At 67.5% G+C, this 19785-nt stretch carries 17 protein-coding genes; 2 read left to right on the forward strand and 15 right to left on the reverse strand.

What is annotated here, in order from left to right:
- The first annotated feature begins 59 nt into the window (after positions 1-59).
- A complete protein-coding gene (locus ADADO0_RS10380; protein WP_511305053.1) occupies positions 60-1508 on the forward strand; it encodes an alpha/beta hydrolase in 1449 nt (482 codons plus the stop codon).
- A 3-nt stretch (positions 1509-1511) separates the two neighbouring features.
- Here the strand turns inward: ADADO0_RS10380 and ADADO0_RS10385 are convergent, their stop codons facing one another.
- Positions 1512-2564, reverse strand: a complete 1053-nt coding sequence (locus tag ADADO0_RS10385) for an AI-2E family transporter (protein WP_511305054.1) — start codon at positions 2562-2564, stop codon at positions 1512-1514.
- Between the two features lie 176 nt (positions 2565-2740).
- Here ADADO0_RS10385 and ADADO0_RS10390 point away from each other — a divergent pair, with 176 nt between their 5' ends.
- Positions 2741-3886: an alpha/beta hydrolase gene (locus tag ADADO0_RS10390; RefSeq protein ID WP_511305055.1), complete on the forward strand. Its 1146-nt coding sequence runs from the start codon at positions 2741-2743 to the stop codon at positions 3884-3886.
- Positions 3887-3913: 27 nt separating this feature from the next.
- Here the strand turns inward: ADADO0_RS10390 and gltS are convergent, their stop codons facing one another.
- From gltS to ADADO0_RS10460, 14 genes are all read right to left on the reverse strand, one after another.
- Positions 3914-5125 (reverse strand): sodium/glutamate symporter, encoded by a 1212-nt coding sequence (gene gltS, locus ADADO0_RS10395; protein ID WP_511305056.1) that lies wholly within the window; start codon positions 5123-5125, stop codon positions 3914-3916.
- A 61-nt stretch (positions 5126-5186) separates the two neighbouring features.
- Positions 5187-6635, reverse strand: a complete 1449-nt coding sequence (locus ADADO0_RS10400; RefSeq protein ID WP_511305057.1) for a GntP family permease — start codon at positions 6633-6635, stop codon at positions 5187-5189.
- Between the two features lie 3 nt (positions 6636-6638).
- Positions 6639-7673 carry a patatin-like phospholipase family protein gene (locus ADADO0_RS10405; RefSeq protein WP_511305058.1) on the reverse strand — a complete coding sequence of 345 codons (1035 nt, stop codon included), beginning with the start codon at positions 7671-7673 and terminating at the stop codon, positions 6639-6641.
- Positions 7674-7704: 31 nt separating this feature from the next.
- The gene (locus tag ADADO0_RS10410) at positions 7705-10776 is read right to left on the reverse strand and encodes an efflux RND transporter permease subunit (RefSeq protein WP_511305059.1); all 3072 of its coding nucleotides are present in this window, start codon (positions 10774-10776) and stop codon (positions 7705-7707) included.
- Positions 10773-11876 (reverse strand): efflux RND transporter periplasmic adaptor subunit, encoded by a 1104-nt coding sequence (locus ADADO0_RS10415; RefSeq protein ID WP_511305060.1) that lies wholly within the window; start codon positions 11874-11876, stop codon positions 10773-10775. The genes ADADO0_RS10410 and ADADO0_RS10415 overlap by 4 nt, the downstream gene beginning before the upstream one ends.
- 580 nt (positions 11877-12456) lie before the next feature.
- Positions 12457-14088, reverse strand: coding sequence for a complex I subunit 5 family protein (locus ADADO0_RS10420; RefSeq protein WP_511305061.1), 1632 nt, complete (start codon positions 14086-14088; stop codon positions 12457-12459).
- A complete protein-coding gene (locus ADADO0_RS10425; RefSeq protein ID WP_511305062.1) occupies positions 14085-15572 on the reverse strand; it encodes a complex I subunit 5 family protein in 1488 nt (495 codons plus the stop codon). The genes ADADO0_RS10420 and ADADO0_RS10425 overlap by 4 nt, the downstream gene beginning before the upstream one ends.
- Complete coding sequence (locus tag ADADO0_RS10430) at positions 15569-15883, reverse strand: NADH-quinone oxidoreductase subunit K (protein WP_511305063.1); 315 nt, start codon at positions 15881-15883, stop codon at positions 15569-15571. Before ADADO0_RS10430 ends, ADADO0_RS10425 begins: the two co-directional genes overlap by 4 nt.
- Positions 15880-16806 (reverse strand): hydrogenase subunit MbhD domain-containing protein, encoded by a 927-nt coding sequence (locus ADADO0_RS10435; protein WP_511305064.1) that lies wholly within the window; start codon positions 16804-16806, stop codon positions 15880-15882. The genes ADADO0_RS10430 and ADADO0_RS10435 overlap by 4 nt, the downstream gene beginning before the upstream one ends.
- Positions 16803-17099, reverse strand: a complete 297-nt coding sequence (locus tag ADADO0_RS10440) for a monovalent cation/H(+) antiporter subunit G (RefSeq protein WP_511305065.1) — start codon at positions 17097-17099, stop codon at positions 16803-16805. The genes ADADO0_RS10435 and ADADO0_RS10440 overlap by 4 nt, the downstream gene beginning before the upstream one ends.
- On the reverse strand, positions 17096-17371 hold the full coding sequence (locus tag ADADO0_RS10445; RefSeq protein ID WP_511305066.1) for a monovalent cation/H+ antiporter complex subunit F: 276 nt from the start codon (positions 17369-17371) through the stop codon (positions 17096-17098). Before ADADO0_RS10445 ends, ADADO0_RS10440 begins: the two co-directional genes overlap by 4 nt.
- Before the next feature lies 1 nt (position 17372).
- Positions 17373-17867 carry a Na+/H+ antiporter subunit E gene (locus ADADO0_RS10450; RefSeq protein ID WP_511305067.1) on the reverse strand — a complete coding sequence of 165 codons (495 nt, stop codon included), beginning with the start codon at positions 17865-17867 and terminating at the stop codon, positions 17373-17375.
- Between the two features lie 303 nt (positions 17868-18170).
- A complete protein-coding gene (locus ADADO0_RS10455) occupies positions 18171-18428 on the reverse strand; it encodes a hypothetical protein (RefSeq protein ID WP_511305068.1) in 258 nt (85 codons plus the stop codon).
- Positions 18429-18627: 199 nt separating this feature from the next.
- A complete protein-coding gene (locus ADADO0_RS10460; protein WP_511305069.1) occupies positions 18628-19623 on the reverse strand; it encodes a Bug family tripartite tricarboxylate transporter substrate binding protein in 996 nt (331 codons plus the stop codon).
- Positions 19624-19785 lie beyond the last annotated feature (162 nt).

Consider the following 19785-nt stretch of genomic DNA (forward strand, 5'->3'; position numbering starts at 1 on the left):
CATCGTCTTGCGAAGTGAGCCCGGCTGGTCTCTAAGATCAGGAGACGGAGGCGTTCGGCGTGCGTATTTGGAAATTTTTCAAGCGGTTGGTCATCATCGGTGTGGTGGTGGTGCTTTTGGCGTTGGCTGGGCGGACGGTGGATGTGCTGCGCGGGCCGCCGCTTGAGCTTTGGCACACCTATGTTCCGCACGAGCTGACCATTGCGGAAATCGACACGTCCGACTGGGCCGGCTACATCGCCGCCGAGGGCCGTGTGTTCGCCGATGTGAAGGCCAACGTCACCGACAAGCTCTCCGCGAACGCCAAGATCTACCCGAGCCGCTATGTCGCCAACAGCCCGATCTACCCGCCACGTCTATCGCAAGATTGGAATCGCTCGTTCGAGATCGCGCCGCAGGGTCCGGTGAAGGGCGCGGTGGTGCTGATCCATGGCCTCACCGACTCGCCATACAGCCTGCGCCACTTCGCTGAGCTTTATGCCGCGAAGGGGTTCGCAGCGATCGGCATCCGGATGCCGGCCCATGGCACCGTGCCCGGTGCGCTCACCGATGTGACGTGGCAGGACTGGATGGCGGCGACCCGGCTGGCGGTCCGCGAGGCGCGGGCCCGTGCCGGGGCGGGGGCGCCGATCCATATCGTCGGCTATTCCAACGGCGCCGCGCTGGCGCTGATGTATACGCTCGATGCGCTGGACGATCCGACCCTCGACCGGCCGCAGCGGTTGGTGCTGGTCTCGCCCATGGTGGGCATCACCGGCGCCGCGCGGTTCGCCGGGCTCGCCGCGATCCCGGCGGTCATCCCGGCATTCGCCCAGGCGAAATGGCTCGGCATCGTGCCGGAGTTCAATCCGTTCAAGTACAATTCCTTCCCGGTGAACGCGGCGCGCCAGTCCTATCTGCTGACGCAGGTGCTCCAGGCGAACATCCGCCGCCATTCCACCACCATGAACAACATGCCGCCCGTGCTGACCTTCCAGTCGGTCCTGGACCACACGGTGAGCGCACCGGATATCGTCACCCATCTGCACGCCCAGCTTCCCGCCGGCCGCAGCGAGCTTGTGCTGTTCGACGTCAATCGCAACGCGACCCTGGCGCCGCTGCTCGACAAAGCGTCCGACACCGCGCTGGAAAATCTGTTGCCGCCGATGCCACGGCCGTTCCGCACCACCATCATCGCCAATCGCTCGCCGGGCGAGGCGGCGGTGGAGGCGCGGATCAATCAGGCCGGGCAGAGCATCGTCACGACGCAGCCTCTCGACCTCACCTATCCCCGGAGCGTCTATTCGCTGTCCCATATCGCCGTGCCGTTTTCCCTGTCGGACGGGCTCTATGGTCTCCAGCCGGACCCGGCGGATAATTTCGGCATCAATCTTGGCAACATCGTCGCCCATGGCGAGCGCGATTCGCTTCAGGTCACGGTCGACGTGCTCACGCGCATCTCGTCCAACCCGTTCTTTCCCTACATGATGGACCGGGTGGCCGAGGGCATTCCCACGTCCGCGCCCTGAGCCTCAGCGATACTCCGCCGGCCGTGTCGCCGCCGGCTTGGCCTCCTGGCCGGAGAGCAGGTCGGAGACCCAGCTTGCGGAACTCGAATGGGCGCAGATGGTGACGGCGGCGATCAGGATCGGCACGCCGATGAAGGCGCCGGGCAGGCCCCACAGGAAGCTCCAGAGGAAGATCGAGAACAGCACCATGTAGGGCGAAACGGACAGTGCCTTTCCGGCGATGCGCGGCTCAAGATAGCTGCCGGACAGGAACTGGATCACGTTCAGGCACACGAACACCAGCAGCGCCAGTTCCCACGAGCCCGACTGCGCCAGCGCGAAGGTGGTCGGCAGCATGGTCGCGACGAACGGGCCGATGAAGGGGATGTAGTTCAGCGCGAAGGCGATGGCGCCCCAGGCGGTCGCCAGTTCCAGCCCTGCCGCGAGCGTGAAACCCCACACCACGACGCCGGTGGCGATGCTCATGAGGGTGCGCACCAGCATGTATTTCTGGAGCTTGGCCGCAACGTCCGCGCCGGAGACCAGCAGGAAGGCGCCGAAATCCCGGCGCCGCAGGTTGGCGACCTGGCTGCGCAGCGCGTCCATTTCCAGCAGGCCGAGCAGCACGAAGACCAGGGTGACGATCAGGAAGGAGGCGAGGCTGTTCAGGCGGCTCGACAGCCCCTGCGCCAGCCGCAGCATCCAGCGCACGTCGAAATGCTCGGCGAGCAGGCCCGCCATGACGAAGCCATGGCCTTCGAGCCATTCGGTGATCTCCAGATAGACGCTCTGGAGCCGCGCCATGTTGGAGAACACCCACTGGCCCACATGCCCCAGTCCCCAGACCACCAGGGAGAGCACCGAGCCGACCACCAGCAGCGTGATCACCAGGGTCGCGAGCACGGCGAGGATTTTCGGCAACCGGGCCTGGAGCGCCTTCTGAAGCGGCCAGACGACGGCCATGATGAACAGCGAGAAGGCGACCGGCACCAGCAGCGTTTCGGCCAGCGAGAGCGCGGCGCAGATGGCGATGGCGGCAATGATGCCCACCAGAATTCCGGTTCCACGCCCGCCCATCGACCTATGTCTCCCCAATCTCTATCCCGGCGGGAGGAGGCAGGGCGCCGCGCGCGATGTCAATGCGCGCGGCGTGGCCCGATGCTTCGCCCCAACCTGGGCTTTACCTTGATTCGCCCCGTAGTTCAGTTTCCCGGCAAGATGGTTTAAGACTGCCGCCTCTTGGGAGGGGTGACGTGGCGTTGCAGGGGATAGGCTTTTTCGCGCGGTTCGGCGCAGTGATCGCGGTGGGGCTGCTCGCGGCCTGCGGACGGCCGGACAATCTGTTGCTTCCAGTCGCGGAGCCGCCGGTCGGAACCGACAAGGTCGACATGCTGGTCGCCACCACCCGCGCGCCCTCCGACAATCCCGGTACGGTGTTTACTGGCGAGCGGGGGGAGGGGCTTTCCCTCGCGAACGTGGTGGTGTCGATCCCGCCGAACCGCCAGATCGGCACCATTCAATGGCCGCAGCAGGGGCCGGGCGATCCCGCGCGCGAATTCGCCGTCACCTCGCTCTCGGCGGTGCCCCGCGACGGTGTGCCGAAATGGCTCGCCTCCACCGGCAAGCGGCGCGTGCTGATCTTCGTGCATGGCTTCAACACCCGGTTCGACGGGGCGGTGTTCTTCTTCGCGCAGTTCGCCCACGACGTGAGCGCGAACCTCGCGCCGGTGCTGTTCTCGTGGCCCTCGCGCGGCAGCGTGTTCGATTACGTCTACGATCGGGAAAGCACCAATTTCTCGCGCTCAGACCTCGCCTATGTTCTGCGCGCCGCCGCTGCGAGCCCGAAGGTGGACGAGGTGGTGGTCATGGCCCATTCCATGGGCGCCTGGGTGACGATGGAGGCCCTGCGCCAGATCGCGCTCCAGGACGGAAAGATTCCCTCCAAGATCTCCAACCTGATCCTGGCATCGCCGGACCTGGACGTGGACGTGTTCCGCCGGCAGGTGGTGGAGATGGGCAAGCAGCGTCCGGACATCACCATCTTCGTCTCGCGCAACGACACCGCTTTGAGCGTGTCCAGCTTCATCGCCGGCGGCGTGACCCGTGTGGGCGCGGTCGACCTCAGCCAGGAGCCGTATCGCACGCAACTGGAATCGGCGCGCGGCATCACCGTGCTGGATCTCACCGCGCTCCAGGCCGGCGATCCGCTCAATCACGGCAAGTTCGCCAACACGCCGGCGGCGGTGCAATTGCTCGGCAATCGCCTCGTGGCGGGGCAGAGCATTTCGGAAGGCGGGGGCAAGGCCGATGGCGCCGCCGCGGTTCAGGCGGTGGGCACGGCCGTCGGCACGGTGGTGGCGGCGCCGATCCTGGTCTTCACCGGCGGCATGCGGAACTGATCCGCACCCGCCGGCCGGGCACCGCCCTCAGCGCAGCATGAAGCCGATGGCCAGGGCGTTGGCGATGTCGATGAAGAAAGCCGACACCAGTGGCAGGATGATGAAGGCGGTCGGCGCGGCGCCGTAGACCTTTGTCACCGCCGTCATATTGGCGATGGCGGTGGGCGTGGCGCCCAGGCTGATGCCGGTGAAACCGGCCGCCAGCACCGCTGCCTGATAATTGCGCCCCATGGCGGGGAACACCACGAACAGGATGTAGACCACCGCCACCAAGGTCTGGAGACCCAGGACCACCAGCAGCGCCGGGCCGAGCCCGCCCAGCGTCCAGAGCTGCATGCTCATGAGCGACATGGCGAGGAAGATGTTCAGCGACAGGTCCGAGATCAGCGCCAGCGCGCGCGAGCGGGTGGGCCACGGCACGCGCGGAAGAATGTGCGGCACCGTGTTGGTCAGCACGATGGCGACCAGCAGGCACACCACGAACATGGGCAGCTTGATGCCGGTGGCTTCGACCACCTCTTCCAGGGCGAAGGCGATGAGGATCGCGAGATTGAGCACCAGGACCGAGGTGAGCACGCTGATATAGGTGAGCTTGCCGGCTTCCGGCCCGGTGTCGGGGTCCTTGATGCCGACCACCGCGTCTTCGCTCGCCGGCCCCCGCAGATTGAAGCGGGAAATCAGGATGCCGGCCACAGGGCCGCCCACCAGGCTGGCGATGACCAGGCCGAGGGTGGCGGAGGCGATGCCGACCTCCATGGCGTTGGGCATGCCGAAGCGCTCGGAAATCAACGGCGCCCAGGCGATGGTCGTGCCGTGCCCGCCGATCAGCGACACCGAACCCAGCAACGGGCCGATCCCCTTGGGCAGGCCCAGCATGCTGGTGGCGCCGGCGGCGACGAGGTTCTGGAGCACCAGATAAATCACCGTCAGCACCAGCAGGATCAGCAGCGGCCGCCCGCCCGTCACAAGGTCCGAAAGGCGGGCGTTGAGCCCGATGCCGGTGAAGAAATACAGCAGCAGCATGTCGCGGGCGTTCAGGTCGAACGAGATGGCCGTGCCGAGGACCTTATAGGCCGCCAGCGTCACCAGGGCGGCGATGAGGCCGCCGGACACCGCTTCCGGGATGTTCCACTTGCGCAGCGGCGCCACCGCCTTGTTGAGGCCGGCGCCGAGGAAGAACACCAGGATGGCGATGGTGAAGGTCAGGAGACCCGGAACCTGGAGGGCGGCGGGTAGCATCGTGTCTGTCTCCTGGACCGGTCTGGCCTGTGCCAGTCCGGCCTGTGTATGTGTTCGACCCTCAGAACGACCCGAACGTGCCGCCGAGGAGAATGACCGCCACCAGGGCGAGGATGGCACCTACCACCGCGACCATCACGAGGTCGAGATAGCTTTTCGCGTGGGTGGAGCCGCAGACCGCCAGCAGCGTCACCACGGCGCCGTTGTGGGGCAGGCTGTCGAGCGTGCCGGCGCCGATCACCGCCACCCGGTGCATCAGCGCCGGGTCGATGCCGGTTTCGGCGGCGAGCTTCATATAGGCGCCGCCCAGCGCGTCGAGCGCGATGGTGAGGCCGCCGGAGGCGGAGCCGGTGAGGGCGGCGAGGATGTTCGTCGCGATCGCCAATGAGACCAGCGGTCCACCCTCGATGCCGAGCACCCAGTCGCGCACCAGCGCGAAGGCGGGCAGGGCGGCCACCACCGCACCGAAGCCGACCAGGCTCGCCACGCTGAAGGCCGGCAGCACCGAGGCGTTGGCGCCCGCGTCCATGGTGGCCTTGAGGGCCGGCAGCCGGCGGAAGTTGAGGGCGATCAGCACGACGATGGCGCTGCCCAGGGCGACCGCCACCGACCAGACGCCGCCGACCGCGGCGAGCGTGGTGTTGCCCCAGCGTTCCTCGGCCAGGAAGCTCACGTTCATGCGCGGCAGGACCACCATGGACATGAACAGGTTCATGGCGACCACCACCACCAGCGGCAGGGCCGCAACCAGGAAGCTCGGCGCGCTTGTGCTGTGGGCGCCGTGGCCCAATTCGGCGGTATCGAATTCGTGCGAGGCAGTGGCGCGCTCGCGGATGAACTGGTCGTTGGCGATGTCGCCGGCCGGCGTCTCGTCGCCGAAGCCCTCGCCGCGTGCGCGGGCGGCCTTTTCGGCGCGGGTCAGCCACCACATGCCGAAGCCCAGCATGATGAGCGAGGCGATGATGCCGAGGCCCGGTGCCGCGAACGGGGTGGTGCCGAAGAACGGCATGGGGATGGCGTTCTGTATCGCCGGGGTGCCGGGCATGGCCGACATGGTGAAGGTGGAGGTGCCGAGCGCGATTGCCGCCGGCATCAGCCGGCGCGGCACGCCGGCGGTGCGGAACAGCGCGGTCGCCATGGGCGCAAGCACGAAGAAGGCGACGAACAGGCTGACGCCGCCATAGGTGACGATGGCGCCGGCCAGCACCACCGCCAGCATGGCGCGGTTCACGCCGAGGCGCCGGGTCATCTCCTCGGCGATCACGGTGACCGAGCCGCTGTCGTCCATCAGCTTGCCGAACAGGGCGCCGAGCAGGAACAGGGGAAAGAACTGCGCCACGAAGGTCGCGGCGTTCTGCATGAAGGTCTGGGTCCAGTGGGCCAGCAGCGGCTCGCCGGAGAAGGCGGCCGCCACCAGCGCCGCCGCCGGCGCCAGCAGGAGAATGCTCCAGCCCCGATAGGCCAGCGCCAGTAGAAGCCCGAGGGCGACCAGGATGCCGAGAAGCCCCATGGATCAGATATCCTTCAACAGCACGTCGAGATCGAGCGAGGAGCGCACGCCGAGATCGCCCCCATGGTCGGTGAGGAAGGCGTCCGCCGCCTTGCGGCCGTCGTCGCGCAGCATGGTGAGGAACGCCCATTCCGCATTGAGCTTGGACGAGGCGCCCAGCTCCAGCATCAGGTCGCTGCGCACCCGGTGCACCCGCATTGAGGCCCAGCGGGCGCCCTCGCTATGGCCGGGGTCGGCCACCTGCCGCAGCAAGGCGATCATGCGCAATTCCTTCAGCGTCGCGGAATTGAAGGAAATCTCGTTGAGCCGGTCGAGGATGTCGCGGGCGCTGCGGGGCGCGGTGGGGCGCTGCACCGGGTTGATCTGGACGATGATGGTGTCCTGCGAGTCGCATTCGCGCACCAGCGGGGAGATGGTGGGGTTGCCCATGTAGCCGCCGTCCCAATAGGGCTCGCCGTCGATCTCCACGGCGTGGAACATGAAGGGCAGGCAGGCGCTGGCCAGCAGCACGTCGGGCGAAATCTCGGCGTTGCGGAACACCCGCGCACGGCCCGACAGGACGTTGGTGGCGGTGATGAACAATTTGATCGGGCTTTTCGACAGCCGCTCGAAATCGATGGTTTCGTTGAGGATTTTGGTCAGCGGATTGGTGCCGCGCGGGTTGAGATCATAGGGCGAGAACATGCGCGCCATGAGATCCATGGTCAGGTAGGCCGGGGAATGGTCCAGGCTCCACTTGCCCATCAAAATGTCGAGCGGCCCGCGCTGGATCGGGCTCATGCGGGCGGCCTTCGACACCGTGCGCCAGAATGTCTCCAGCGCCGCGCGGGCGCCGGAGGCACCGCCCGCCGCGAAGCCGTCCACCAGAACGGCGGCGTTCATGGCCCCCGCCGAGGTGCCGGAGACCCCCTCGATCTTCAGCCAGGGTTCTTCCAGGAGGCGGTCCAGCACGCCCCAGGTGAAGGCGCCGTGGGACCCGCCGCCCTGCAACGCGAGGTCGACGAGAAGCGTTGGGCGGTCGGGGCTGTATGACGGCATCGCTTCTATACCTCTTTGAAAACCCGGCCGCTCACGCCTCCGTCGGCTGCGGGGCGGTCGCGAGGCGTGCCTCGGGACCGAACCACGTCACATAGAGCGCGGGAAGGAAAATCAGCGTCAGCATGGTTGCGACCAATAGGCCGCCCATGATGGCGAACGCCATGGGACCCCAGAACACCGTGGGGGCGATGGGGATCATGCCGAGCACGGTGGAGACCGCGGTCAGCATGATGGGGCGGAAGCGCGTGCAACTCGCGCTCACCACGGCGTCCCACACGGTGGCGCCGGCCTCCCGCTCCGCCTCGATCTGGCCGATCAGGATCACCGCGTTCTTGGTGATCATGCCGATCAGCGCCAAGATGCCGAGGATCGCGACGAAGCCGAGCGGCTTGCCCGAGAGCAGCAGCGCCGAGGAGACGCCGATCAGCCCCAGCGGCGCCACCGACAGCACCAGAATGAGGCGCGAGAAGCTCTGGAGCTGGAGCATCAGCACGGTGAACATGATGAGCAGCATCACCGGCACCACGGCGACCACCGAGGCCTGCGATTGCGCGCTCTCCTCGGTCGTGCCGCCGGTCTCGATGCGATAGCCGCGCGGCAGCGTCTTGTTCAGCGCGGCGATCTTCGGGGCGAGGGCGCTGACCACGCTCTCGGGCAGTTCGCCGGGGATCACGTCCGCCTGGACGGTGAGGGTCGGCACCCGGTCGCGGCGCCACACCACCGGATAGTCCTGGGTGTATTCAAACGTCGCGAGCTGGCTGAGCGGCACCGTGCGCCCGCTCGGCAGCGGCACTTGCAGCGTCGCGAGGTCGCTGAGCGAGACCCGCTGCTCGTCGGTGGCGCGCAGCACCACGTTCACGAGATAGATGTCGTCCCGCACCTGCGTCACCGGGCGGCCGGACATGACGGTGTTGAGCACGCCGGCCAGCGACTGGGTGGACAGGCCGAGCAGGCGCGCCTGGTCCTGGTCGACGCGGATGCGCACTTCGCGGGTGGGCTCGATCCAGTCGAAATTCACCCGCTCGGCGCGCCGGTCGGAGGCGAGCACCTGGGCCAGGTCGAACGAGATGGCGCGCACCTTCTCGATGTCCGGCCCGACCACGCGATATTGCAGCGGCCAGCCGACGGGCGGGCCGAGTTCGAGCGGATAGATGCGCCCGACCACGCTCGGGAATTCGTCCGCCACCACCTTTTCCAGCTTCACCCGCAGCCGCTCGCGCGCGGCCACATCCTTGGCGACGATCACCGCCTGGGCGAAGAAGTCGTTGGGCAGCTGCACGTTGAGCGGCAGGTAGAAGCGGATCGCGCCGCGCCCGACATAGGTGCTCCAGCGGTCGACATCCGTGTCGCCCTTCAGCACCGCGTCAAAGCGTTCCGCGAGGGTTTCGCTGGCGTAGATGGAGGAATTCTGCGGCAGGCGCAGGTCCACCAGCAGTTCCGGCCGGTCGGATGAGGGGAAGAACTGGCGCGGGATCAGCGGCAGGGCCAGGAAAGAGAGCACGAACAGCGCGACCGAGATCGCCAGCGTGATCCAGCGCCGCCGCAGCGCCAGCGTCAGGAGGCTCTGGTAGGCGCCGAGAATGCGGCTCGGCTTTTCCACCGCGCCGGGCGCCGTCTTCGGCGGCGCCTTCAGGATCAGCACGCCCAGCAGCGGCGCGAAGATCACCGCCACGAACCAGGAGACGATTAGCGCGATCGAGACCACAGCGAACAGCGAGAAGGTGTATTCGCCCGCCGAGCTTGCCGCGAAGCCGATCGGCACGAAGCCCGCCACTGTGACGAACGTGCCGGCGAGCATCGCCATGGCATAGGTGCGGAAGGCGTAGGTCGCCGCGCTTTCCTTGTCGTCCCCGGCGGCGAGGCGATTGATGGTCGCGTCGGTGGTGGTCATGGCGTCGTCAACCATGAGCGCCAGGGCGATGATCAGCGCGCCGAGCGAGATGCGCTGCATGTCGATGCCGGCGATGTCCATGACCGCGAACACGATTGCCAGCGTCAGCGGGATCGAGAGCGCGACCACCGTTCCGGCGCGCACGCCGAGGCTGATGAAGCTCACCACCAGGATGATGCCGATGGCCTGCCAGAGCGAACTCATGAACTCGCCGATGGCGTCGTCCACCGTCACCGCCTGGTCCGCCACCAGATTCGGCTCGATGCCGAGCGGCAGGTCGGCGGTGATGTCGGCCATGGCGGCGGTGATGTTCTTACCCAGCGCCAGGATGTCGCCGCCGTCGCGCATGGCGATGGCGAGGCCGAGCGCCTGCTTGCCGTTGACGCGGAACATGGGCTGCGGCGGATCGGCATAGCCGCGCCGCACCGTCGCGATGTCGGAGAGCCGCAGCACGCGGCCGTTGACCACGAAATTTACGTCCGCGATGTCGCGCTCGTCCTGGAACGCGCCGGAGACCCGCAGCGAGATGATCTCGTTGCCGGTCTCGATGTTGCCGGCGGGCTGCACCACGTTCTGGCTTTGCAGGGCGGCGACAAGCGCGTTGCGGTCGATGCCGAGGCTGGCGAGTTCCGCCATGGAGAATTCGATGAAGATGCGCTCATCCTGGGCACCCAGGATTTCGATCTTCGAGACGTCGGGGATGTTCAGCAGCTTGGAGCGGATGTCCTCCACATGGTCGCGCAGTTCGCGCCGGGAGAAGCCATCGGCCGTAAAGCCGTAGATGATGCCGAAGGTGTCGCCGAACTCGTCGTTGAAGCCCGGCCCGACGATGCCCTGCGGCAGCGTCCCGCGAATGTCGCCGATGCTTTTGCGAACGTGATACCAGATGTCGGGCACTTCCTGCGCCGTGGCGCTGCCCTTCAGGTTTACGAAAATGGTGGTGAGGCCGGCGCTGGTGTAGCTGCGCAGGAAATCAAGCTTCGGGGTTTCCTGAAGCTTGCGCTCAAGCCGCTCCGTCACCTGTCTCAGCGTCTCTTCCACCGAGGCGCCGGGCCACGCGGCCTGGACCACCATGGTCTTGATGATGAAGGTCGGGTCTTCCCCGCGGCCGAGCCGCTGATAGGAGAGCAGCCCCGCCAGAACCGCCACCGCCATGAAATAAATCACGACGGAACGGTGCCGCAGCGCCCATTCCGAAAGGTTGAACTTCACGGGCGCGCCCCCAGCAGGCGGACCTTCTGGCCCGGATGAAGTGCCTGGACGCCGGCGGTCACGACGATGTCCTTTTCCTTCAGGCCCTCGGCCACGGTGACGTTCGCCGGGGTGTAGCGCACCACAACGACTGGGCGCAGCGACACGGTGAGCGCGGTGGGATCGACGATCCACACTGCCGGCTTGCCGTCGATGCGCGTCAGCGCGCTTGCCGGGACTTCGATCACCGGGCCGCTGTCCACCTGGGTGCGGCCGGTGACAGTGGAGCCGAGGCGCATGGCCTCCGGCGCATCGATCAGGCCGACGCGGACGCGGAAGGTGCGGGTGACGGGATCGGCCTGCGGCGCGACTTCGCGCACCCGCCCCGTGGCGGAAACCGAGGCGTCGTCGGTCAGCGTGACGCGGATTTCGGGGTCGGATGGCAGGGTGCGCAGCAATTGCGCCGGCACGTCGAACACTGCATCGCGCCCATCCTTGCGGGCCACCTGGATGATTGGCTGGCCGGCCTGCACCACCTCGCCGGGCTCGGCGCGCCGCGCGGTGACGGTGCCGGGGGAATCGGCCCGCAGTTCAGTGAAATTGACCTGGTCCTCGGCGGTCTTGAGGCGGGCTTCCGCATCGTCCGCCTGGGACTGGGCGTTGAGATAGGCCTGTTCGGCCTGCTCATACTGCGCGCGCGGCGTGAAGCCTCGCGCCAGCAGGGCGCGCTGACGCTCATAGGCATTGCGCGCGACGACGAGTTGCCCGCGCGCGGCGACGACGGCAGCCTGGGCGGAGCGTTGCGCGTTGATTTCGTTCTGCGGATCGAGTCGGGCGACGACCTGTCCGGCCTCGACCCGATCGCCCACATTCACCAGACGCTCGGTGATGCGTCCGCCGATGCGGAAGGCGTAATTGGCTTCGTTCTGCGCTTCCACATGGCCGGTGAGCGAGATCACGTCTCCGGCGCCGTGCGGCGCCACACTGACGGTGCGAACCGGGCGCGGCTCCGGCGCTGCAGCCTTCTGTTCGCCGCCGCAGGCGGACAGCAGAAGCAAAGCCCCGAGGGCAATGAACGGGCGACGCCCGATGGGTTGCAGGCGATCCTTAAACACAGGCACCAGCCAGTCCTTTCAGGCCAAAACGTTCGCTCATCTGACACGAATTTACGATGGACGCCAGCTTGACAGTATCGCTTTGGAACCCGTCGATCCCGCCGAATTGGGTGTGGGGATGCCGCTACATCTCTGGGATCCAGGATCACTTTGGCGTTGTTCCCTCTCCCGCTTGCGGGGGAGGGCTAGGGAGGGGGAATGGGTGAGACATGGCCGGGGGTCGAGCTTCTTCTTAGGCTCCTGCCCCCTCCCCAACCCTCCCCCGCAAGCGCAGGGGAATTGCATTTGGAAATTTGGAGCCCCGTTTCTTTGAAACGCGCGGCCGAAGACCTCATGGAATCGTCATGGCCGGGCTTGTCCCGGCCATCCACGCGGTGCCGCCGGGCGCCGGCCCAGGAGGTCAGCGCGCACGGAGGGGCGTGGATACCCGGGACAAGCCCGGGCATGACGTCATGTAGGGCGGGAACGCCCGCACAAAGCCATATGCAATTCCCCTCCCCGCAAGCGGGAGGGGAATAACCCGATACTCTCTCTGAGCCGACAGGTCCGGCTCTTCGGCCTTGATCGAGATCATCGGCCACCACCTTCAGGGCCACGTCGTCAAAGCCGCAAGCACCAGCGTAAGACCCGCCAGGAGCAGCATCGCCACCGGCCAGCGGCGCAGCACACCGTCGAGATCGTCCGCGCCGTCGCTCATGGCTTTCGCCGTCGGTCGCAGACGGTCCGCCAGCACCACGAGGTCGCCGGGGGGAATGGCGGGAAGGCGGGTCGCCCAGCCGCGCAACAGAGCCGCGAGGCCAAGACCGAGCAGAACCGGCCAGAAGGTTTTCCAGATGTCTGCCGGCACGAACACGCTTGAGACGCTATATCCGGTGGCAAGCGTAAACAGGCCATAGGGGGCCATCAGCGCCAGGGCGGCGAGGCCGAGCCAGGGGGCGCTAAGACCCAACGGTGCCGGATGCCCTATGACCGGCCCGTCGTTCGCCGCCGCGCGCAGGCAGGCGATGAAGCGCACCACCAGCAAGGTGGTGCCGGCAGCCGAAAGGGTGAGCAGCGCGGCCGAAATCCCGTCGCCCATGGGCCCCTTGATGGCGAGCTTGGCGATGGCCCCGCCGGTGAAGGGCAGGCCGGCGAGGCTCAAACCGGTGAGCGCGCTCACCGCCAGGATCGGCACGAGCCTTTCGCGCCGGCTCGCCAGGGCGACCCCGACACCCAGGAACAGGGCGCCCTTCAGCAGCACATGATTGGCGGCATAGACCGCAGCCGGCACCAGGGCGCCGGCATCCCCAGCAGCAAGTCCCGCCCCCAGAACCGCACCCACAACGCCCATCTGGCTGACGGTGGAATAGGCGAGCACGGTCTTGGGATGGGTTTGGGTGAGGCCGACCAATATGCCGTAGAAGGCCGTCACCAGTCCGGCGATGAGCAGCACATTGCCCCAATCCGCCAGCGCCGCGCCGAAGGGCAGGAAGCGCATCAGGCCGATGACGCCGGCCTTCACGACGATCCCGCTCAGCACGGCCGAGGCGGGGACGGGGGCCACCGAATGGGCCAGCGGCATCCACACATGCAGCGGCACGAGGCCCATCTTCAGCCCGAACCCGAGAATGAGCAGCGCGATCACACAATCGCGCCACGGCAGGCCGGGCAGGGTGGCGACCACATCGCGGATCGCCGGATTGCCGCCGGAGCCGCTCGCCAGCATCACGAAAGCCATCAGCAGCAGGGCTTCGCTCAGCAGCGTCAGCACCAGATAGATGATGCCGGCGCGGTGTGCCGCCGCGCTTTCCTCATGGGCGGCGAGGCCATAGGCGGACAGGCTCACCAAGGCGAAGGCGAGATAGAAGGAGGTGAGGTCGGCCACCAGGAACACGCCCTGGCTGCCGGCAAGCGTCAGCAGCCACCAGATGGCGAAGCCGCGCTTGTCGGTGTCCGCGCGCAGATAGGTGGCGGCATAGGCGCCGGCGGCGATCCACAGGGTCGATGAGGCGCCGAGCAGGATCGCGCCGGGCGTATCCAGGAACAAAGTGATGCGGAACGGGGCTGGGGGCAGAACCAGCAGGTCGCCGGGCGCCAGAAAAGCCGCGAGCAGGCCGGGCACGGCGGCGAACGCCAGCAGCGACGGCATCCGGCGCCGCACCGGCTCCAGCACGCAGAGCAGCGCCATGGCGAAGGGCAACAGCGGCGCGGCCGCGAGCAGATAGACGGCGCCCGTCATGGCATCCCCCACGCGCCGGGGCGGCCGATGGCGAGGAAGGTGAACGGCTCCAGCGGCAGGAAGCCCAGCGCCAGCGCACAGAGCGCCAGCACCAGCGCCACCATCTGGCGCTGCATGGATAGGGTCTTGACCAGAGGCGGCGTCGCGCCGGAGGCGATGGCTGGCAGCACAAGGCGCAGCACATAGCCGCCGGCCAGCAGGCCGCCGGCCAGGATCACCACCGCGATCCACCACGACCCCTGCGCCACGGCGGTGGAGAGCAGCATGACCTTGGCGGTGAAGCCACCGCTCGGTGGCAGGCCCATGAGTGACAGCCCGCCGAGGCCGAACGCGAACACGCTCACCGGCAGCACGCGGCCGACCCCGGAGAGCCTGTCGATGCGATCATGCCCCACCGCCTCGGCGATCAGGCCGGCGGCCAGGAACATCGCCGCCTTCGAGAGGCCGTGGGCGACCAGATGGAGGATGCCACCGGTCCAGGCGAAGGAGGAGAAGGGCATGTCCCCGGTGAGCGGGAACATCAGGAAGAGGTAGCCGATCTGCGCCGCCGTGGAATAGGCGATCAGCAGCTTCAGGCGTGCCTGCCGGAACGCGAGCACGCCGCAGAACAGGATGGCGCCCGCGCCCAGCACAGCGAGACACTGTCCTGCCTGGGGCAGCGCGAGGGGCGGGGCGATGTCGTACCAGAGGCGGATGGCGATGAAGATCGGCGCCTTGATCACCACGGCGGACAGCACCGCGCTCGCCGCCGCAGGGGCGCCGGCGTGGGCGGGCGGCAGCCACAGATGCAGCGGAAACAGCGCCGCCTTGGCGAGCATGCCAATGGTCATCAGGCTCAGGGCGAGCAGGGTGATGCCCAGGGCATTGCCCGCGCGCACCCGCTCTGCCAGCAGCAGGATATCGAGCGTGCCGTGGGCGCCATAGAGCAGGGCCGTGCCGAGGAGATAGAAGGCCGAGCCCACCAAAGCGAACAGCAGATAGCGCAGCGCCGCCCGCAGCGTCGCGGCCTTGCCGTCCAGGCACACCAGGGGCACGGCGCTGAAGGTCAGCAATTCCAGCGCGACGAACAGGTTGAACAGATCCTGCCCGAGGAAGGCGAGGTTCATCGCGCCCCAGAGCGAGAGCAGCAGCACCCAGAACGCCAGGGAGGCGCGGGTCTCCGGCTCTCCCGGCAGTGTTCGGAATGTGGGCGCGGCGAACAGGCCGACGGCTGAGATCACCACCGCCGTCATCAGAAGCATCGCCGCCGCGAAGCCGTCGGCCCGCAGCCCGAGGCCCAGCGGCGGGCGCCATCCGCCGAGGAGATAGGCGACGGGGGCCTGACCGATCACCACCATGGCGAAGATCGCAACGGCGAGGGCAAGGCCAATGGGAAGGAACGCCAGCGCGATGCGCTCCGCCGCCCGCCCGCCCGCGACAAACAGGATCGCGGCGAAGGCGAAGGGCAGGAGAATGGCGCCCACCAGCACCAGACCGCCGGTCATGGCGCCTCCTCGTCATCTTCGACGGTGGCGAGGCGGGTCAGCAGGGTGACGGCGAGCGCGGTGGCGCAGAAGGCGACGACGATGCCTGTAATGACGATGGCCTGCGGCACCGGATCGCCGCCGAAGCCCGCCCCCGCGCCGCGCCGTGCGATGACGCCAAACAGGACGAAAATGCCGGCGCCCATCAGCGAAAAGGCGATGGCCTTGCGCAGGGGTTCGGGTTGGACAATCAGGCCGTAGAGCCCCAGCCCCACCAGGGCGCAGGCGACCAGCCCATAGAGCGTCGTCGCATCGCTGATGGCGCCGTTCATGGCGCAGCCCGCGTGGCGGGGCCGGCCACCATCAGGCCCAGCGCCACCGCGATGGAGAGCGTCAGCCCGGCCTCGATGATCAGGATCAGCGGCTTGGCGATGGCATCCGGGAAAGCCAGGAAAGACCCGGCAATGGCGATGCCCAGCATGCCCATGGCCATGAACAAAAGCGGCCCAACCACCACCAGGATGCGCAGCCGGCGGTTGGTGGGCGCCGGAAGCGCGCCGCTCCCGGCAAGCAGGGCCAGCAGCCACATGGCGGCGATCACCGCCCCGCCCTGGAACGCCCCGCCCGGCGCATCGGCGCCGGTCCACAGGAGATGGATGCCGATCAGCACGCCGAACGGCGGCAGGACGCGGCCGATGAAGACGAGCGGCGGCGCGGCCGGTTCGGTGCCGAGCGGTGCGCTGGTTCCGCCCCACTGCGCGCTGGAGCCGAGCGACCAGACACCCACCAGGGCCAGCAGCAGCACCACGGTTTCCAGCAAAGTGTCGAGCGCGCGATAGGCCACCAGCACCGCCGTCACCGGATTGCCCAGCCCGGTCCGGGCGAGATTCTGCGCCGCCTCCGGCGCCAGCGAGGGCGCGGGCGTCGGCAGCGAGATCATCGCCACCGCGAGGGCGCCGGCAACACCGGCCGACAGCAAAGCAGCGGCAATCTTCAGGGCGCGGCCGGGGGTGGGGGAGGCTTTGGGCTGCGGGCGCGATGCGGCGCGCAGCAGCAGGAGGCCGGTGACGCCGCTGCCCACCGCCGCCTCGGTCAGCGCCACGTCCACCGCCGACAGGCGCACCCACAGCAGGGCGAGGGCCAGCCCGCAGCCGATGAAGGCGATGACGGCGGCCAGCGTGTCGCGCGCGGCGATGACGCGAAACCCGAGGCCGAGCACCAGCGCGCAGATGGCGAGATCGAGCACAATGCTCATGACTCGTCTCCTTGCTCGCGCGCGGCGGCGGACGCCATGAGTTGCCCGACCGCGCCGGACGCGATCTGCATCAAGAGCCAGACAGCGACCATCTTTCCCGCCATCCAGAGGTCGGGGGCCTGGGGCAGCAGCCCGAGCACCACCAAGCCGAGCCCGAGATTGTCCGCCTTCGCCAGTCCGTGGAGGCGGGTCAGCGTGTCGGGAAAGCGCAGCACGCCGGCCACGGCGGCGGCGAAGAAGATCAGCCCGGCGCCAATTGAGGCGATGCTGAATATGTCGAGAAGCGTGCTCATCCGCCGGCCTTCGGCGGGGGGATGGCTCCACCCGTGCCGTAGAGCGCGGCGCAGGCGAAGCCGGCGAGCAGCGCCAGCGTCAGGGCGGCATCCGCCAGGGCGGGCATATCGAGGGCGACGCACAGCAGCAGCAGCACGGCAACGCAGCCGCTGCCCAGCAATTGCAGGCCCATCATTCCCAGCGCCGGGGTTTTGGCGCGCCGCAAACCGACCAGCCCCGCGCCGACCAGAGCGAGAATGCCGGCGGCGGCTAGCAGAAGGACATCCGCCATCTCAACCACCGCCGATGGCACAAAAGGCCGCTTCATCGGCCGCGACCTGGGCGGCGATCGGGGCGGAGGTATCGAGGCAATGCAGGAGGAGGCTGTCGCCCTCGGTGCCCACCGGCATGGTGCCGGGCTGGAGGCTCATGACCGAGAGAAAGCAGCTCCGCTTGAAGCCCTCCGGGCAACGGGTGGGAACGCGGATCAGCGCGGGCTTCAATTGCGGCCGCCGCGCGAAGGCGAAGCGCGCAGTCACGAGACCCGCGACCACGGATTGACCCAGAAAACGGCCGGCGAACCGCAGAAGCGGGCCGGCTTGGGGAAATTTTCCGCCCCCCGGCCAGAGCGAATAGCTGGCGGCGGCGGCAAGCGCGGCAGCCAGGGCGCCGGCGGCGAAATCGGCGGGCGCGTGTCGCGCGATCAGGCACCAGAGGCCGAAAAGAGCCAGCCACCGCGCAGCGAGAGAGGGGAGGCTGGGAAATGACGAGGTTCGACCTTCGCTCATCCTGCCACTCTTGGGGCGGCGGCGTGCAGAACCATGAAATCTGGGGTGGAAGGCATCACGCTAACGTCCGCATCGCAGCAGAGGGCGAATCCTATCGCCTGGGCTGAGACGTGACAATGCGGGTGGGTGCGGCGCACCCGCCGAGGGGACTTTACCGGCGCAGCAGCGCCGGATGGCCGCTAAGCGGCGCCCCTGACTATAGGGAGCTGAAATTTATCAGGAATTTTGCGCTTAAGCGAAGTGCCGCCCCGGCCGAACATGATCCGAAGCGGCATATTGTAGGGAGCCGGAAGGCCCCGGCGCTCACATGACGCGGGCTTGCGACACACGGGTGAGCTTCATGGCCTCGGCGAAGGTCTCGAACGCCCGCCATGCGCGGCGCTGAAGATCCGGGCGGTAGGCGGACTCCATCTGGTCGAGGAGCATTTCCGCATGTTCGCCGACAGGATGGCCGCGCATGAATGCGGCCGCATCTTCCAGGGAGCGCAGCACGATGCTGGAACCGGAGACGGCGATCTTGAGGGGCGGAAGAGTTTCGTGGGCGTGGCGTTGCACAATCACGTCGGCATCCTCCATGTTTTTTCGCCACCGAAAAGGCGGCTATTGATGATCTCTACGCAGCGCCCGTAAGCCTTTCAGCCGGCGGGCGGGAACAGAGTGGGAGGGCGGACAGGGCAAAATCCCCACAGTGCCCGCTGATGCCGAAACGTCGCCTGAGATAAAAGGTTCCGATCTTTTTCAAGATTTTCGCCCGGCGGTGTTAATCAACCTTCGCACCCGAGGCGTTGACCACCTTGGACCATTTCTCCAGCTCGCTTTTCACGAACACGGCGAACTGGTCCGGTGTCATGACGCGCATTTCGGCGCCGACTTCCGCGTACCTCTGCTTCACGCTTGGATCGTCCAGCGCCTTGCGGACCTCGGCGTTCAGCTTGTTCACCACGTCCTTCGGCGTGCCGGCAGGGGCGAAGATGGCGAACCAACTCGACGCCTCGAAACCTGGAACCCCGGATTCGGCGATGGTCGGCACGTCAGGAAGGGCGGGGGAGCGTTGCGCCGAGGTCACGGCGATGGCCCGCAGCGTGCCGGCGCGGATCTGGCCGATGGAGGAAGGGAGATTGTCGAACATCACGTCGACCTGCCCGCCCACCAGATCGTTCACCGCCGGGCCGGAGCCGCGATAGGGCACATGCACCAGATCGATGCCCGTGGCCTGCTTGAACATCTCGCCGGAGAGATGGATCGACGTGCCATTGCCTGACGAGGCCATTGTCAGCGGCGGCCTCGCCGCTTTTGCCTCGGCGATGAACTCCTGGACGGTCTTGGCCTTCAGCTTGTTGGGGCTGACTTCCAGGACGTTGGGCACGCCTGCCACGAAGGCCACCGGCACGAAGTCCTTGATCGGGTCGTAGGGCATCTTGGTGTAGAGGCTGGCATTGATCGCGTGGGTGCCGACCGTGCCCATCACCAGCGTGTAGCCGTCCGGCTCGGAGCGCGCGACGCCGTCGGTGCCGGTGTTTCCGCCCGCGCCCGCCTTGTTCTCGATGACGAATTGCTGCCCCAGCGACTTGCCGAGCCGATCCGCGATGATGCGGGCGAAGATGTCGGTGGTGCCGCCGGCGGGGAAGGGCACCACGAGGTGCACGGTCTTGGTCGGATAGTCCGCCGCTCGCGCCGAAGGGCCGGCAAGGCAGAGTGACAGGACAAGCGCCGCGCAGGATAGGGCAATGCGCGGCGGGTGGTTGAGCATCCGCATAGGCTTCCTCCGATCGAGCGTTCTTGGTTTTTGGCGCTCGTATGAGAAGTGTCGCACAATTTTTGCGCGCACTCATCTGGAATGGGGTGGAGTTGTTTGGGGCTGCGAGACGCAGCGCATTTAATTGCGGGCAGGCCGCTGGGTTCTACATCTTCCAAGGGG

The organism is Aquabacter sp., assembly GCF_965279295.1.
Lineage (GTDB): Bacteria > Pseudomonadota > Alphaproteobacteria > Rhizobiales > Xanthobacteraceae > Aquabacter.

Excerpts from the sequence above, each read along its gene's own strand:
- ADADO0_RS10385 (WP_511305054.1), bottom strand. The coding sequence starts at position 2,564 with ATGGGCGGGCGTGGAACCGGAATTCTGGTGGGCATCATTGCCGCCATC.
- gltS (WP_511305056.1), bottom strand. The coding sequence starts at position 5,125 with ATGCTACCCGCCGCCCTCCAGGTTCCGGGTCTCCTGACCTTCACCATC.
- ADADO0_RS10400 (WP_511305057.1), bottom strand. The coding sequence starts at position 6,635 with ATGGGGCTTCTCGGCATCCTGGTCGCCCTCGGGCTTCTACTGGCGCTG.
- ADADO0_RS10405 (WP_511305058.1), bottom strand. The coding sequence starts at position 7,673 with ATGCCGTCATACAGCCCCGACCGCCCAACGCTTCTCGTCGACCTCGCG.
- ADADO0_RS10420 (WP_511305061.1), bottom strand. The coding sequence starts at position 14,088 with ATGACGGGCGCCGTCTATCTGCTCGCGGCCGCGCCGCTGTTGCCCTTC.
- ADADO0_RS10425 (WP_511305062.1), bottom strand. The coding sequence starts at position 15,572 with ATGACCGGCGGTCTGGTGCTGGTGGGCGCCATTCTCCTGCCCTTCGCC.
- ADADO0_RS10430 (WP_511305063.1), bottom strand. The coding sequence starts at position 15,883 with ATGAACGGCGCCATCAGCGATGCGACGACGCTCTATGGGCTGGTCGCC.
- ADADO0_RS10435 (WP_511305064.1), bottom strand. The coding sequence starts at position 16,806 with ATGAGCATTGTGCTCGATCTCGCCATCTGCGCGCTGGTGCTCGGCCTC.
- ADADO0_RS10440 (WP_511305065.1), bottom strand. The coding sequence starts at position 17,099 with ATGAGCACGCTTCTCGACATATTCAGCATCGCCTCAATTGGCGCCGGG.
- ADADO0_RS10445 (WP_511305066.1), bottom strand. The coding sequence starts at position 17,371 with ATGGCGGATGTCCTTCTGCTAGCCGCCGCCGGCATTCTCGCTCTGGTC.
- ADADO0_RS10450 (WP_511305067.1), bottom strand. The coding sequence starts at position 17,867 with ATGAGCGAAGGTCGAACCTCGTCATTTCCCAGCCTCCCCTCTCTCGCT.
- ADADO0_RS10460 (WP_511305069.1), bottom strand. The coding sequence starts at position 19,623 with ATGCGGATGCTCAACCACCCGCCGCGCATTGCCCTATCCTGCGCGGCG.